The following is a 16791-nucleotide window of genomic DNA, read 5'->3' as shown; positions in this document are numbered from 1 at the left end:
CCGCCATAGTAATATGGCGGAGCCAAAGGCAGTATAGGAAAGACGTTGATCTACCCTGAAAACAATCGAACATCCCTGTTGTTCCCTGATCGTTACACATCCGTGTATTTCAACGTCTTAGATTGCAGTATGGTCCTTTACCGTGATGACGGGTATCAGCAAACACCCCCAATTGTTGTAGGATATTTCCTACAACGAAAAATTTAGCTCCCCGGATAATTGACCCATGAGAACACCTCAGTTAGGGTTGCACCTGCTTTTCCTTGGCAATCGTATAATTCTGGAGTCCGCATGGCCAGCCGCAAAAAGCCCATTGATTTTGAAAAAAGCCTCAACGAGCTGGAAGCGTTGGTAGAGGATATGGAACAGGGCAATCTGAACCTGGAAGAATCCCTGAAAGCATTTGAAAAAGGCATCAAAATAACCCGCGATTGCCAACAGGCATTGACTGAAGCAGAACAGAAGGTCGAATTATTAAAGGGGGGGCAAGTACCACCAGTGGAGCAAGAAGATGATGCTCAATAGAGGCTATCAATAATGGGGCACGCTGAGTTTTTGACTTTCTCCAGCCAATCCCAGCAGAGAGCCAACCGATCACTCGAACATTGCCTGCAAGACATACACTCAGCACATGAACGCTTGGCCGCGGCAATGCGCTACAGCGTCTTGTCGGGCGGCAAGCGCATCAGGCCCATGCTGGTTTACGCTTCAGCATTCGCCGTTGGCGAGATCAATTCAGATTCGGATCTGGTTGCCAATGCGGTGGAGCTTATTCACGCCTACTCGCTGATACACGACGATCTGCCCGCAATGGATGACGATGCCCTTCGCCGGGGCCAGCCTACTTGCCATATCGCCTTTGACGAAGCAACGGCCATTCTGGCGGGTGACGCACTTCAATCACTGGCGTTTGAGCAATTGACGCTACTACAACACACCTCTCCCCAAATCAGCCTGAACCTGGTTCGTACCTTGGCTGAGGCCTCGGGAAGCAGGGGTATGGTGGCCGGGCAATCAATTGATATCAATGCCGCGCACCAGACCCTCGATCTGTCACAACTTTCAAATATGCATAGTCTGAAGACCGGGGCGATGATCGTTGCCAGCATCCTCATGGGGGCGCTCACCACCGGAACCGCTAGTGCTCAACAACTGACCAACCTGAGACACTATGCTGAGACAATTGGACTGGCCTTCCAAGTACAGGACGATATTCTAGATGTCATCAGCAGCACCGAGGTGCTTGGCAAAACGCAGGGAGCCGATCAGTCGCTCAACAAGCCCACCTTTGTATCATTACTCGGGCTCGATCAGGCAAAACTTAAGCTCGAGCAACTCTACCAGCAAAGTCTGACGGCACTGGAAAGTTTTGATCAGAGGGCCAACCATCTGCGGGACATCGCACATTACATCGTTCACAGGGATCATTGACAGCTCTCCCTCCAAAGTACCACTGATACCGAATTTCCAGCGCGCAGAAGGTATTTTTATTGTAAAATCACCCGCTTCCGCTTTTGAACCTGAGTAGTACAGGCGCCCCTGACGGCACAATGATGGCTAAGACGTTCACAAATATTCCGCTAACTCGCCCGGCTACCCCCTTGCTGGACCGCGTTGACCTGCCTGTGCAGCTGCGCGCACTGGACGAGAGTCAATTGCCCAAACTGGCAGATGAGCTGCGGGAATATCTGCTTTACAGTGTCGGCAAAAGTGGGGGCCATTTTGGTGCCGGTCTCGGTGTGGTTGAACTGACCATCGCCCTGCATTATATCTACAACACACCTCACGACCGCCTGGTCTGGGATGTTGGCCATCAGGCTTACCCGCACAAGATTCTTACTGGCCGCCGCGAAGCCATGCCGACCATTCGTCATGCCGATGGTCTTTCCGCATTTCCAAAGCGCAGTGAAAGCGAGTTTGATGCATTTGGTGTAGGGCATTCCAGTACTTCCATTAGCGCCGCTCTGGGCATGGCTCTGGCCAGCGCCCATGAGGGCAAAAAGCGCAAGGCCGTCGCGATTATCGGCGATGGCGCGATGACCGCAGGCATGGCATTTGAGGCCATCAATCACGCAGCCCATAAAAAAGCGGATCTACTGGTAGTGCTCAACGACAATAACATGTCCATTTCCCACAATGTGGGCGGGCTGGCCACGTACTTTTCAAAAATCTGGTCCAGCCGCTTTTACAATTCGATTCGCGAAGGCGGCAAGAAAGTACTGCGGTCAGTCCCCTCAGCTGCTGCTTTTGTCCGTAAAACCGAAGAACATTTGAAGGCAATGGTTGCTCCGGGTATCGTTTTCGAAGAACTGGGGTTTAACTACATTGGCCCAATTGACGGGCACGATCTGCCACTGCTGGTGCAAACCCTGCGCAATCTGAAATCTCTGAATGGCCCCATACTGCTACACACCATTACCAGTAAAGGCAAAGGTTTTGCCCCGGCCGAGAAGGACCCGGTAGGTTATCACGCACTTAACAAGATTGAGCCTTCTCACCAGCCGCCTATTGCGGTAGCAAGCACCTCATCACTGAAAGCCGCGACACCAAAGCCAAAATACCAACAGGTGTTTGGAGACTGGCTTTGCGATATGGCAGCAAAAGACAAACGTCTGATTGCCATCACTCCAGCCATGTGTGAAGGTTCCGGCATGGTGAATTTTGCCCGGCAATACCCTGATCGATTCCACGATGTAGCCATTGCAGAGCAGCATGCTGTCACGCTCGCTGCAGGAATGGCATGCGAGGGAATCAAACCGGTCGTCGCGATCTATTCCACCTTTCTGCAAAGGGCTTATGATCAGCTCGTTCACGACGTTGCGCTGCAAAATCTCGATGTTCTGTTCGGCATAGATCGCGCCGGCCTTGTAGGAGAGGATGGCGCAAGTCACGCAGGCAGCTTTGACCTGAGTTATCTGCGCTGCATTCCCAACATGATCGTCATGACGCCATCGGACGAAAATGAAACCCGGCAGTTACTTTACACTGGCTACATCCATTCCGGCCCCGCAGCCGTACGCTACCCTCGCGGCACAGGCACAGGCATTGACATCAATCGGGAAATGACAGCGTTGCCCCTGGGTAAAGGGGTCGTCAAACGCAAGGGCCAACAGGTCGCAATTCTGAATTTTGGCACACTATTACCAGCAGCCATTGCGGCAGCGGAAGCCCTGAACGCTACTGTTGTCGATATGCGCTTTGTTAAACCACTGGATGAAAACCTGATTAACCAGCTGGCCTCCAGCCACCAGTTAATCGTCACACTTGAAGAAAACAGCATTCAGGGGGGAGCAGGAGCAGCCGTCAGCGAATACCTGGCTGCATCGGATATTGCACTACCCGTGCTACACCTCGGCTTGCCGGACTATTTTGTCGATCAGGGTAGCCATAGCCAACAACTGAAAACCGTAGGACTTGATGCCGACAGTATCGAGAAATCCATTCGCAGTCGCATAGGCCATCTGACACTCAACCAGTCTGTCAATCTGTAACCTAACACCAGCTTTCATAGACCCCGGCAAACAGATTCACTTCTGCTATCGTTCGATTTTTACTGCTGACTTGTTACAATTGCCGCTTTCCCAGCAACTCACCAAAACTCTCCGCATTGACAGGCTTTGAGAATAGGTACCCCTGCCCGAAGTCACAGCCTGCTGACTTCAGCAGGCTCATTTGTTGTTCGGTTTCTATACCCTCCGCTATCACCTGTAACCCCAATTTTCCCGCCATCACAATAATGGCTTCGCACACCGCCATATTATCATTATCCGACTCAAGCTGATGAACAAAAGAGCGATCAATTTTCAGGTAATCAATATGGAGCTTTTTTAAATAGGACAGGGACGAATACCCGGTTCCAAAATCATCCACAGCCACTTCGATTCCGGCATTGCGAAAAGCAAGTAATTGTTGTTTAACCTCAGGTCGCTCGTTCAACAGCAAACCTTCGGTAATTTCCATGGTAATGTCTGAACCGGAAAGGCCATGAGACTCAATACACTGTTCCCAATAGTCAAACACAGGGCGATCGTTACTCTGCAGTTGTATCGGCGATACATTAACGCTGATTTGAAAATCCCCCGGATACATTTCCCGCCACTGAGCGAGCTGCTGCGCAACAGCGCTGAGTACAAACTCACCAATCGCCATGATCAAACCGGTATCTTCTGCCAGCGGAATAAAATTAACCGGACTGACTTCCCCCATCACCGGATGTTGCCATCTCACCAGAGCCTCAGCCTTGACAATCCGCCTGTTGCCGAGGTCAATTATCGGCTGATAGGCAACCCATAGCTGCTCTTTCTCCAACGCCTGACGCAGCTCGTTGATCATCTGCATCCGTTGTCGGGCCGCAGCCTGCATTGATGGCGTAAAGTATTCAAAGCAATTCCGCCCACGCTGTTTGGCTGCGTACATCGCCTGATCAGCACAGCGCAGCATACCGTTAATACTGTCGGCATCTCTTGGGTAGACACTAATACCAATACTGCCCCCCAAAAACACCCGTTCCTGGCCTAATTCAAAGGGCTGGGACAGGGCCTCAAGAATGTTCCCGGCAATGCGTTCGATGATACTGAGTCGCGAATATTCGATAAAAATAACGAACTCATCACCCCCGAATCGGGCCAGCGTATCGCCTTCCCGAATACATTTCATAATGCGAACACCGGCCTGCACCAGCAATTCATCACCCACGGCATGGCCAAGCGTATCGTTAACTGTCTTGAAGTGATCGAGATCAATGGAAAAAAGGGCTATTTGTCGATTGGTGCGGTGCAGTGTTTTAATTGCCTGCCCCAGCCGGTCAAAAAACATTCTCCTGTTCGGCAACTCTGTCAGGTCATCGTAGTTAGCCTGACGCCAGATAATGTCTTCAGCTTCCTTGATCTGGGAAATATCGAAAAACTGCGCAACCCAGTGGCTGACTTTCCCGTCAGCGTCATGAATACCGCTAATGGTTAACCACTGTGGACACAGTGTTCCGTCTTTTCGGCGCTCATTAAACTCACCTTCCCAGCGACCATTAGCTTCCAGTGAAGCCCACATGGTTTCATAAAAAGAGGGGGGGTAGAGTTTTGATCGCAAAATTTTTGAGGTTTTACCAACAGATTCTTCACGGGTAAACCCCGTCAGTTTGGTAAACGTATCGTTGACGTTGAGAATTTTTCCTCTTGGGCTCAGAATGACCAAGCCTTGCTGATTGTGCTGATAAAGCTCGCGGGCAATCTGCATTCTGGTTTCGTCAGCTTTCTGCTCAGAGACATCAATCACAACACCATGCCATATGATGCTTTTATCTGTCTGCTGCTCCGGCGCCATTTGACAGTGAAAAACACTCTCACGCTCTCCCGGCAAAACCACCCGGAATTCGCTATCAAAAGGTGTGGGAGTTTTCTGACATTTTAGCCAGTGGGAAAGAAAAGCGTCCCTGTCTTCAGGGTGAATCCTTTCTATCAGTCGCACAGGGTCACTGGCGAGCTCTTCCGGGGAGACCTCATACAGATCATTGATGCCCGGGCTTATCCACAACAGATGTTGTCGGCCATTGGGGAATGACCGAAGCTGAACCAGTGCTTTATGAACCTGTGCTACAAGTTGAACCGGCAGGTCGCGGGGCGTTTGTTCCGAATACTCTGCCCGGGATGGCAAACGCCTGACCTCAACATTACCCTTTTTATTCAGTCCAACGTACAAATCCACTTCCGACTTGGAATACGACACTATCGTTCCCGTTATATTTATAGGTAATTATGTGCGAGAGACTTTCTACCAGAGATTCACGGGCATAGCAAATAACAAACATATCAATTTAAAACATCGTACAGAGGGGAATAGCTGCAAAACCGCAGCTCAACTACGGAAAGATACACACTAAACCCGAATTCTTGCGCCAAAAACAGCACCTAAAAAATCTGAATTCAAGCCTGTTTGTAAACAATCTATTCGTCACTTTTGATTTCAACCGCGCAGAGTATTGCGCCGTTACCGTGCCGTTTAGCTATCCGCACACCGTTGTTCCCGACCACAAACTGAACGGGAACAACGGCATCAATCTATCCGTCTCCGGAATGGCGATAGCGCATTGATTAACTGCTGCCCATAGCGTTTTGTCACAACGCGTCGATCAAGAATGGTGACTCGCCCAGTATCCGTTTCAGTGCGCAGCAACCGACCACAAGCCTGATTTAATCGCAACGAGGCATCCGGCAACATCAGCTCCATAAAAGAGTTGCCACCGCGCTTTTCCACCCATTCCGACAGTGTCGAATGCACAGGGTCATTGGGCACAGCGAAAGGCAATTTAGCAATGATGACATGACGACAGTAATCACCCGGAAAGTCCATCCCTTCGGCGAAGCTGGCAAGCCCAAAGATAATACTGCCTCTGCCGTCATCAATAGCCTCTTTGTGGCGAGCAACCAGCTTCTGATTTGACCACTGTCCCTGCATCAGAATATTGTCTGATAGCGCGGCAGGAAGCCCCTCGTAAACCTGTTCCATCTGTCGTCGCGACGAAAACAGCACCAGGGTACCTTCACTCTCATCAATATGATTCCGGAGATAATCGATCACTGCGGCCGTATGGGCCTGAGCATCATTACCCTCAGCGCCAATATCCGGAATAATCAACTCCCCTGCATTTTGATAATCAAACGCCCCCGCAACCGTCATGTAATCAGCCTCTGCGGGGGTGCCTGCCGCTTGTTGAAAACGTTCAAATCCCCCCAGGGCGCGCAGCGTCGCGGATGTAATCACAGCACCGTAACAACGCTGCCACAATCTCTGCTGGAATATATTGGCCGCACGGGTGGGAGACGCAGACACACGAATGTCCACGCCGCCAGAGTTTTCTTCAAGCGTTAACCAGCGAGCACTAGGAGGGCCAGAAGTATCATCTTGCTGGGCGTAGTATTGCCAGAGCCGAAGTGCCGACTCGGCCCGTCCCTGCCAGATACCAACAAGTTGAAACAGCTGCTCCAGATCCACACGCGGAATAGCCGAATTAACGTCTTCCATTGCCGAACCAATACTGTCGGTGAGTTGCTCAAGTAGCGCAACGAGATAACCCAGTGTTTCCGCCAGTTCATTGGCTAGCTCTCGCAACTGATCGCCAGGGTCACCATTCGGAAAACACCAGAAAGAACTGTCATCACCACCTGGCTCAATATTGTCTTCCACTAGCTGATTAAAAACCGGGTAAGCCAGCGCCAGGGCTTTCTCTGACGCAATGGCGGCAACAGACAGCTTCTCAAACCCTGCGGCAATATCACTGATCGACACCACCAGCGACAGTCGCGCGTCTACTTGCGCAATCAACTTTTGCAGCCAGCTCTGCGATGCATTGAGTGCACAGTGGGCGCTGAAGTGTTTTGTAGCAGTATCAGAAAGCCGGTGCCCTTCATCAAATACGTATATTGTTTCCTCAGGAGCTGGCAGTATGACACCCCCTCCCAGGGCTAGATCGGCCATCACAAGGTCGTGATTGGCAACAATACAATCGGCGTCTTCCAATAAGTCCCGCGCATTAAAAAAGCAACAATCACGAATATGTCGGCAGCGGCGCCCCGCACACTGACGACGATCCACCGTAAGCGGCTGCCAGTCGATGTCGGAAATAGCGGCTTCCCAGCTATCCCGATCACCTTCCCACTCACCCGACTTCAGCGCTTTATCCATTGAACGATAATTTTCGACAATGCGCTCGCTGGGATTAAACAGCAACTCGTCTTCAAACAGAAATTGTCCGGATTGCCGGTTATCCGCAGAATCAAGGCATTGCTCAAGCTTGAGTGGACATAAATAGCGACCACGACCTTTAGCCACGGCAAAGTCGTAATCCCAACCGGTATGTTGTAATACCGATGGAATATCTTTATTAATCAGCTGTTCCTGCAGCGCGACTGTACCCGTGGCGAGTACCACTCTTTTCTCGCAGAATCTGGCAAAAGGTAAAACGGAGAGCAGGTAGGCAAGCGTTTTACCCGTGCCGGTACCCGCTTCCACTACACAGATACCGGCACCTTCTTCAGGGATCCGGTGGCCATCGGCATCTGCTCGAATTTTTGCCAGAGAGCGGGCAATCGATCCAATCATCTGCTTTTGCCCAAGACGCGGTTTCAGCTGATTGGAGGATAGGAAGCGGCTGTAAGCGCTTTGTATCTCGTCCTTGAGCGATTCGTCCAGAACTGTCGTCATTTGCCCAGCGAATCCAATCGGCTACACACCGGGTTCGCATAGCTGGCAATTGCCAAATCCCGGTATGCCGAATCTATATTCGCCATTCGGTCATTAAAGCGATCTTCAATAGCCTGCCAGTTTTTGCACTGGATACCGGCTTTCCACTGGTCAACCGTATTGTTACTGCCATAAAGCTGCTGATAAGCAATGATGTTGGTCGGATGCAGGCGGTAAATATCGAAAATCTGCCGGTCGACCTCTGTAGCGACGCTGTCAGCAGAATCGAGGCCGGTGATCGGCGTACCAAAAGCAACATGAACATGCCCTTTTTCACCAACCAATCCACGATAAATGCTCAGTAGATCTTCGTGCTCCTGCTTGCGGTAAACACCCTCAGAACGAATGGCGTGCAACTCCCTCGCCTTGTCATTATCGCAGGGGTCCAGCTCGTAAGAAATTGCCACCGGCACCAGGTTCAGGTCAGCAATGGCATCGCTGAAAGTCTCGCTTTTCTGTTTGCTCAACGTCAGCATTTTAATCAGTGCTTTATCCGTTTTGTCTTTGCCATTTTTAGCCCGCCCTTCTTGCTGGGCAATCCAGATTGAGCTGTTTTCGTTGATCAGCGAATGTCTGATATAGCTGGATAATTGTAACAGCGCTGCCAGCTTTTCCCTTCGACCGGCAACAGAGCGACGCACAATAAAACTCTTGTTGATTCGCATCAGATCCGAGGTAAACGGTTTGGAAAGCAGGTTATCACCAATGGCGATGCGGACGGTATCACGGCCACTGCGGTGAAGGGCAAGATCCACCATTGCGGGATCCATGGCAATATCCCGATGATTACTGATAAACAAATAGGATTTACTGGCGTCCAACTGTTCCAGTCCGGAGACGGTTACCTCAGCGCATACCCGTCGAAGCAAGCCCTCCAGTTGTTTGCTGATCTTGTTCTGAAGCTGGCTAACCGTATTGATACCACCCATGGTACGGCGCAATGCCCGCCTTACGAAGAATCGCAGGATACCGCCAAACCACTTGTTTAGCCGGGGAAACTTCATCAACACGATCACATTGTGCAGTTCGGGGTCTTCCACCAGGCGATCCAGAACAGTTCGGACCTCTGTGTCGTTATAGGGTCGAATATCCTCGAAGTCAGTAATATCAGTCATGCCGTTCTCGTTCTAATTATATTTTTTATTTTAGTTATATTGCGCAATCCAGCTATGACCTATTAACGGCCATTAAACCAGGGTACCTCACGGGCATAATCGTCAACCAGATGCGCTACATCAAGAATCATGGCAAACAATGCCATACGTATGGTGAGCCCGTTATCTGTCTGACGGAATATGGCCAGGTTGGGATTGCCGTCCAGGTCAGGATCAAGCTCATTGGCCTCGGCGCGGGAATCACGCGGCAACGGGTGCATAATCACCGTATTGGGTTCGCAGTGCGCCGTATAGATTTTCTGATTGAGCCGAAAGCGACCACGGTATATATCAGCTTCATCCCGTGTGGGGAAACGCTCTTCCTGGATTCGGGTAGAGTACACAATGTCCACATGGGAAATACTGCCTTCGAGCTTGTCTGTTATTTCCACCTGCAGGCCTGCATTGCGCATCGCATCCACCAAATCTCCCGGCATAGCCAATTCCACCGGTGAAACCAGGCAAACCGTGACCCCCGTGTAAAACATCAACAGCTTACACAGTGAGTGCACCGTACGCCCGTATTTCAAGTCACCAATCATGGCAATTCGCAAACCGTCAATATGACGCCCGCGTTGCTGCATTTCCTTTTCAATGGTGTACAAATCCAGTAGCGCCTGACTGGGGTGCTCATTGCTGCCGTCACCACCGTTGATTACCGGTACCCGGCTGGCAGCAGCAAACTCGGCTACCGACCCTGAAGCAGGATGGCGCATACAAATCACATCACTGAAACCCGACAGCACTCTCGCGGTATCGCGCAATGATTCACCCTTTACCAGTGCCGAGGATTCAAACCCGGTGGTTTCCCTTACTTCACCACCGAGCAGGTTAAAAGCACTGCCAAAACTGATACGGGTACGGGTACTGGCCTCAAAGAACATACTGCCCAGAATCGCACCCTCCAGCACTCGGGTAATTTTTCTGCGCTGTGCGTAGGGCACCATGCGATCCGAGACCCTGAAAATATTGTCGATATCGGACCGTTCCAGCTGGCTGACCGAAAGAATGTGCGCCCCTTTGAATTCCACAGTAACCTTCTAGTTTGATCTTGATTGTTGGGTTGAATAACCTCATTTTGCGCGGGCATTTTAGCCCCTTTCCACGCCCCATTAAAGAAAGTTGTCACAGAGCGGTCATATTCGTACAGCGGGATCGTTAACCCGGCTTACAGTATTGCATCACCCCATTCAATCAGCGACAGTAAAATACTTTTGTCTCTTTCACTCACATCAGCTGCATTGATGCGCTGCTCAATTTCGGTGGTGTACTGGTCCAGTGTCAAGTAACCTTCAGCCGGACTCGTCAGTCTCTGAAATCGGAGCTCTTCCCACTGTGCAAGCTCCTGCTCTGACAGGCTGTCCGGAAAGTTCCTCGCGCGGTACAGGAACAATAACGCCTGATACCGTTTGTCCTGAAACTGAATAGCACCACTTGCCAGCTCTTCCGCACTGGCATTGCGAACTTCAGCCAACAACGGCTTGTCAGCATTGGGTAAAAATCCATCATAAAGCTGTAGCTCGGGATCGGTAACTGATTCAAATTCCCTGTCAGCAAAAGCAGCGGCCACATTGCTGGCCAAAACAGGCTGACGCTGAAATTGCTCTTCCAGATAACGCCAGTTTTGTTCACAACGCTCGATATCAATTCCAAGCCGTTCAGCGGCAGCCGGATCAAGCAGCTTTGGCGTGGTCACAACCGGGCATTTGTTGAGATGCACAGCTTTTAGCGGCAACCGCTCTACCCCTGACGGCAAGTCATCAGCTGGGGTGAATACCCGTTCCGCGATCTGTTCCGACGTCAGGCCGACCAACGCCTTCATATCGCCCATCAAATTAATACAAAGAACAGCATTTTTGTTAACCGGGTGCTGCGCCAGCGGCATCATCAATCCGAGATAGCCATTCTCACGAGGCAGTTTTGAGGAAACATGTAAAAACGGTTTGCGTTGAACAAGACCTACCAGCCCGGCAACCTGCTGCTTGCTTCTGTTGCTATAAAGGTACTGATAGAGTTGCGGCTGTTTCTCGCGCACCAGCCTGGCCAGTGCGATGGTTGCGAGCACATCGGACAACGCATCGTGAGCAGCATCGTGACTCAGACCATTGGCAGCGGTAAGTTCCTCCAGTTTGAAGCAGGGCGACCCATTCTCATAGTCGGGCCAAATAATGCCATCAGGCCGCAGCGCCCGTGCCAGGCGCATCATATCGATTATGTCCCAGCGTGAGTTATTCTGCTTCCACTCCCGCTCATACGGATCATAGAAATTGCGATAAAGGGTATAGCGCGTTACTTCATCATCAAAACGAATGCTGTTATAACCCACGCCGCAGGTACCCGGTTTTGACAACTCTGCGTGAATGCGCCCGATAAACTCCTTTTCTGGAACGCCTTCCCGTTCAGCTTGCTGGGGAGTGATACCTGTCACGAGGCACGCCACGGGCTGTGGCAGAATATCCCTGACGGGCTTGCAATAAAGCACCAGCGGATCACCGATGATATTGAGATCTTCATCCGTGCGAACACCGGCAAACTGGGTAGGCCGATCACGGGAAGGCACCGCCCCGGTTGTTTCGTAATCGTGCCAGTAAAGTGTGTTTATCATTAGACCCTTCCCTGTTTGTGACACTATCTTACTCGAAACAACAGGTTAACGCAGGGACGTTGCACACCTCGCACTCAGCCGAAAAATGATCAGGACAATAACTGCTATCTACCCGGCTCGGTACAAAAGGCAAAAAAAACGGCGCTAAAAGCGCCGTTTTTCTATTTGATACAGGCTACACCACTACTCTACAACAATCTCGGAGTAGGACATTTCACCAATCACACGACGGTTGCGCTCTCTGCCCTCATCCGTTGCGTTATCCGCAATCGGACGGCTCTCGCCATAACCAACCGTTGAAATGCGACCAGCCGGAATACCATACATCTCGGTAAGCTTGGCTTTGACGGCAGCAGCACGACGCTCTGACAGCTTCTGGTTGTAAGCATCTGTACCACGCGAGTCTGTGTGTCCTTCAAGAACCAGATCAATATCTTCATGGGCCTTCATAGCGTTTGCTACAGCTTCCAGTTCATCACCATAAATGGCACGAACAATCGCTTTATCAAACTCGAATTCTACATTCAGACGAACAGTAATCGTGCGCTTTTCCGGTTCAGGAGCAGGCTCAGGGGCAGCAACAGGTGCTGGTGCAGCTGCAACCGGCTCCGCAAAGTGGTAGTTAACACCTACCGTTAATGCACCATCAAAATTATTGTCGCTTAACTCATATAGCGCACGAACATCACCGCGCAGTTCCCAGTTGTCATTAAGCATGTTGGACAGACCGACACCGAAGTGCAATTGCTCTGTTGTTTCATCTTCCAATGTGTTGCCATCCAGCTCGAAACGGCTGACACCACCAAAGACAAATGGCCGTATTCCATCTTCGGCCAGCATTTTGATCAGACTCAGTGCAACAACATCAAGATCATCACCGCCAACGTCAGTCAGATAGCTCAACTCAAAACCGATACCATCGTCCCGTAAATAACCCAACTGTGGACCCAGATCGATTGACTCCAGATCGCCACCCGCCAGATCGCGACCAGAATCCAGATAGTACGACGCAGCCGAACCACCCAGATACCAGTTGCCATCACTGGCTGCCGCATTCATCGATGCAGCAGCTAAACCAATCATCCCTACGTAACCTATTAACTTTTTCATTGCTTTTCCCTTCTCTATAAATAAACAAATGACCATAGGGCAGGGCAGAGTCCGACTCTCGGCTCTGCCTCCACCCTTTCAAAAATTTTCAATCCACACATATTCTAGACGTACAAAAAGTGTGACGCAATTCACATTTTAACATAGTGACAAACGGTCTTTTATTGAACATCAATGGCACCTTCTTCAATCCTGGCCTTCCATATCTGAGGGCCTGTCTGGTGTACTGACTGACCTTTAGCATCGACAGCAACAGTAACCGGCATGTCCCGTAATTCAAATTCGTAGATCGCTTCCATACCCAGTTCCGGGAAAGCAACCACCTCGGATTTCACGATAGCCTTGGAAACCAGATAAGCGGCTCCACCCACCGCCATCAGATACACGGATTCGTTATCCTTGATCGCATCAATGGCTACTGGACCGCGCTCGGCCTTGCCAATCATACCCAGCAAACCGGTCTGTTCGAGCATGGTTCGGGTAAATTTGTCCATTCGGGTCGCAGTAGTGGGGCCAGCAGGTCCAACCACTTCATCCCTGACCGGATCAACCGGGCCAACGTAATAGATAAAACGGCCTGCCAGATCAACGGGCAACGGTTCCCCATTTGCCAGCATATCCACCATTTTCTTGTGGGCGGCATCACGGCCTGTGAGCATTTTGCCGGAGAGCAGCAACGTTTCACCCGGCTGCCACTGTTTAACATCATCCCTGGTGATGCTATTCAGGTCCACACGTCGCACACTGTCGCCAATCTCCCAGGCTATTTCGGGCCAATCATCAAGGTTCGGTGGTGTCTGCAATGACGGACCGGAACCATCCAGCACAAAATGGGCATGCCGGGTAGCCGCACAGTTGGGAATCATCGCAACAGGCTTGTTTGCCGCATGGGTCGGGCAATCTTTGACTTTCACATCCAGAACCGTGGTTAGCCCACCCAGCCCCTGTGCACCAATTCCCAGTTTGTTGACCTTTTCCATCAATTCAAGCCGTAATTCTTCGGCACGGGTTTGCGGACCACGGGCCTGCAGCTCATGAATATCAATCGGATCAAGCAATGCTTCCTTTGCCATCTGCATGGCCTTGTCAGCAGTACCGCCAATGCCGATACCCAGCATACCGGGCGGACACCAACCCGCACCCATAGTGGGCACCATGTTCAACACCCAGTCGACCACAGAGTCAGACGGATTCAGCATGGCAAACTTGGATTTAGCCTCTGAACCACCTCCTTTTGCAGCAACGTGCACCTCTACCGTATCACCGGGAACCAGCTTGTAGGTGATCATTGCCGGGGTATTGTCACCGGTGTTTTTACGGGCACCATCAGGGTCTGCAAGGACAGAAGCACGCAGCACGTTATCCGGGTTCTGATAGGCACGGCGAACACCTTCGTTGATCATATCCTCAACGCTCATATCAGCTTCCCATTGCACATTCATACCCACCTTGATGAATACGCTGACAATGCCGGTATCCTGACAGATAGGCCTGTGCCCGGTTGCACACATCCGCGAGTTAATCAAAATTTGCGCCATGGCATCCCTGGCAGCCTGCGACTGTTCTTTCTCGTAGGCTTCGTTCACCGCCCGGATAAAATCAACCGGGTGGTAGTAAGAAATAAATTGCAACGCGTCAGCAACGCTGTCGATCAAATCATCTTGTCGGATCAGAGTCATTTTTCTCTCAGTAATAGTCTCGGTGAAAGTTCATGTTTTAATGGGTGCACCCGGTGAACTGTCAATAACACAAGTTTAACCGGCAGGCTGTCCTAGCCGCTGCTTGATTTGCAGCAAGTCCTGATTAACCCTGCGGCGATTGGCATCAATGGCCTCAACCGCTTCCTCGTTTTCACTGACACGTCGGGTCAGCGTCGTCTGCCACTGTTTGATAGACTGATCCAGGCGATTCAGGCGATCCACCAGCGATTGCATCTGGTCTTTTGCTTCCTCAACTTCCAGTTTCGAAGTAAGTGAAGCACTGGTAACGGTATCAATGGATTTCTTAATTGCAGCCAGCTGCCCTTCAAGGGTGGCAACTTCCCTCTGGCGAGCCACCGCGGAATTCTTCAGCCCTTTCACCATTTCGGCATTATCCGCAATCGCCTTTTTGTTGCGGTCGTTGGACACACCCCAGAGCTTTTTAATCTCCGACCAGTGTTTGGCAAGTTCTTTTTCATGATCGCCCAGTTTGACCGCAAGGGCCGCACCAGACTGATTTAACGACTCGTCTGTGGAGGCCAGCCTGCCCTTCAATTCGTCAAAACTCGCCTGCAGGCTGGTTAACTGCTGATATTGCAGCCAGCTAAAATAGCCAGAGCCAATAAATGCGACCAACAGCAGTAAAACCAGAATTTTCCACATGCCGCCAGCAGCTCTGTCTACCGGTTTTTTAGTGCCTCGACTTGCGCCCGAATGACCACCCGAACGCTGTCGCTGTTCGCGCGCACCCGCACTACTGTCAATACGATCACCCCTGTCGGGAACAATCGGATCCATTCTTTCATAAGTTTTACCGGAATCCTTTTCACTCATAGCTGCTTTCCACCGAGCCCTGATTTGGCTCAATTCTGTTATGGTTCAACCTGCTCTGGTCTCGTAGACAGTCAAAAGTCAAAGCCTGTTTTATTACGCTAAAACAGCAATTATACGCTGCTGCGGATTTTTTCGATAATCTCCAGCAATAAAAATTACATAAATAGCAGGCACAAAAAAGCCGGCACTGAGCGCCGGCTTTTTGCCACTGCCATTTACAGGTAGCAGAGAGAAGCTACCAGAACGGCAGTCAACACCAGACTGGAAACAATCACACCGCGAACAGTGGTAATAGGACCCTGCTTGCCCATCAAGCCATTTGCCTCCAGAGCAACAATGATCGCCAGAGCAACATACATCCCCATACCACCGCCATTAACAGACAGCAGGTTATCCGCACCATAACCCATATGCGGTGATGCCAGCATGCAGTAAGCCATTGGGCCGGAAAACAGTGTATTGGTGCGAGATGCCAGCAGCGCTTTTGCGCCTGCCGAAGGGCCATCGCCCTCAACCATGCCCAGCGCAATTTTCTGGTTTGGCCAGATAATCAGCCACACGTTCAGGAACATAAAAGTACCCATCAACGCACCCAGCACAATATAGTCATTCATGACACCTTGCTTGTGCACACCACCCAGCAGAATCAAGCCGGTAATAAAAGTGAACATGGCTCCCCAGCGGAACCACCACAAAGCACTCGGCGCCAATTTCGCCTTGGCATCAGACAGCGCCTCTGGCGTTGCTTGCTTGAAGTAACCACCCTGCACAAAGTTGAAGTAATAGAGCATGCCAATCCAGGTAATACCGAACAGCAGGTGCCCCCAACGGGCCAGAAAATTGATGTATTCGAGGGACATGAGAATCTCCTTGGGATAAATGTCAAAAATAACACTGTTGTTTTAAGCCAAATAACCCTTTGTTTTGCAGGGTTTTAATTGTAGTAACAGGCGTATTGTAGCTCTTTCTGCATAAATAAAAAGGCTACTGTTAAAAAAGATCAACCGACGATTTTCGGCATTACCGGCGTATTCGGCAGTTACCTGATTCCGGCAAGCAGCGTCCTGTAAGGACGTTACACCCCAGTAAAGAACCGGACTCTTGCCTGTATATCACCTGTAATCATGATCAAGGATAAGAGACTGGCAGGCCC

General features: G+C 50.7%; 12 protein-coding genes. 3 read left to right on the top strand and 9 right to left on the bottom strand.

Going from position 1 to position 16791, the window contains the following annotated elements; all coding sequences use genetic code 11:
• Positions 1 to 291 precede the first annotated feature (291 nt).
• From H7A02_00895 to dxs, 3 genes are all read left to right on the top strand, one after another.
• Positions 292 to 525: an exodeoxyribonuclease VII small subunit gene (locus H7A02_00895; protein ID MCP5170812.1), complete on the top strand. Its 234-nt coding sequence runs from the start codon at positions 292 to 294 to the stop codon at positions 523 to 525.
• Between the two features lie 12 nt (positions 526 to 537).
• A complete protein-coding gene (locus H7A02_00890) occupies positions 538 to 1431 on the top strand; it encodes a polyprenyl synthetase family protein (GenBank protein ID MCP5170811.1) in 894 nt (297 codons plus the stop codon).
• A 122-nt stretch (positions 1432 to 1553) separates the two neighbouring features.
• Positions 1554 to 3491 (top strand): 1-deoxy-D-xylulose-5-phosphate synthase, encoded by a 1938-nt coding sequence (gene dxs, locus H7A02_00885; protein ID MCP5170810.1) that lies wholly within the window; start codon positions 1554 to 1556, stop codon positions 3489 to 3491.
• 73 nt (positions 3492 to 3564) lie between these two features.
• Here dxs and H7A02_00880 read toward each other — a convergent pair whose 3' ends face one another.
• From H7A02_00880 to H7A02_00840, 9 genes are all read right to left on the bottom strand, one after another.
• Positions 3565 to 5721: an EAL domain-containing protein gene (locus H7A02_00880; protein ID MCP5170809.1), complete on the bottom strand. Its 2157-nt coding sequence runs from the start codon at positions 5719 to 5721 to the stop codon at positions 3565 to 3567.
• A gap of 327 nt (positions 5722 to 6048) precedes the next feature.
• A complete protein-coding gene (dinG, locus tag H7A02_00875) occupies positions 6049 to 8196 on the bottom strand; it encodes an ATP-dependent DNA helicase DinG (protein ID MCP5170808.1) in 2148 nt (715 codons plus the stop codon).
• Positions 8193 to 9350, bottom strand: coding sequence for a 1-acyl-sn-glycerol-3-phosphate acyltransferase (locus H7A02_00870; protein MCP5170807.1), 1158 nt, complete (start codon positions 9348 to 9350; stop codon positions 8193 to 8195). The genes dinG and H7A02_00870 overlap by 4 nt, the downstream gene beginning before the upstream one ends.
• Before the next feature lie 62 nt (positions 9351 to 9412).
• Positions 9413 to 10420: an aspartate carbamoyltransferase gene (locus H7A02_00865; protein MCP5170806.1), complete on the bottom strand. Its 1008-nt coding sequence runs from the start codon at positions 10418 to 10420 to the stop codon at positions 9413 to 9415.
• A 137-nt stretch (positions 10421 to 10557) separates the two neighbouring features.
• Positions 10558 to 11994, bottom strand: coding sequence for an exodeoxyribonuclease I (gene sbcB, locus H7A02_00860; GenBank protein MCP5170805.1), 1437 nt, complete (start codon positions 11992 to 11994; stop codon positions 10558 to 10560).
• A gap of 183 nt (positions 11995 to 12177) precedes the next feature.
• Complete coding sequence (locus H7A02_00855) at positions 12178 to 13104, bottom strand: OmpA family protein (GenBank protein ID MCP5170804.1); 927 nt, start codon at positions 13102 to 13104, stop codon at positions 12178 to 12180.
• A 161-nt stretch (positions 13105 to 13265) separates the two neighbouring features.
• Positions 13266 to 14783, bottom strand: coding sequence for a fumarate hydratase (locus tag H7A02_00850; GenBank protein MCP5170803.1), 1518 nt, complete (start codon positions 14781 to 14783; stop codon positions 13266 to 13268).
• A gap of 75 nt (positions 14784 to 14858) precedes the next feature.
• Positions 14859 to 15638 (bottom strand): hypothetical protein, encoded by a 780-nt coding sequence (locus H7A02_00845; protein MCP5170802.1) that lies wholly within the window; start codon positions 15636 to 15638, stop codon positions 14859 to 14861.
• Positions 15639 to 15853: 215 nt separating this feature from the next.
• Positions 15854 to 16498: a urate hydroxylase PuuD gene (locus tag H7A02_00840; protein ID MCP5170801.1), complete on the bottom strand. Its 645-nt coding sequence runs from the start codon at positions 16496 to 16498 to the stop codon at positions 15854 to 15856.
• Positions 16499 to 16791: the final 293 nt, after the last annotated feature.

The sequence above is a fragment of the Pseudomonadales bacterium genome (assembly GCA_024234435.1).
GTDB lineage: Bacteria > Pseudomonadota > Gammaproteobacteria > Pseudomonadales > Porticoccaceae > JACKOF01.
This window is presented reverse-complemented; position numbering and strand designations above follow the sequence as displayed.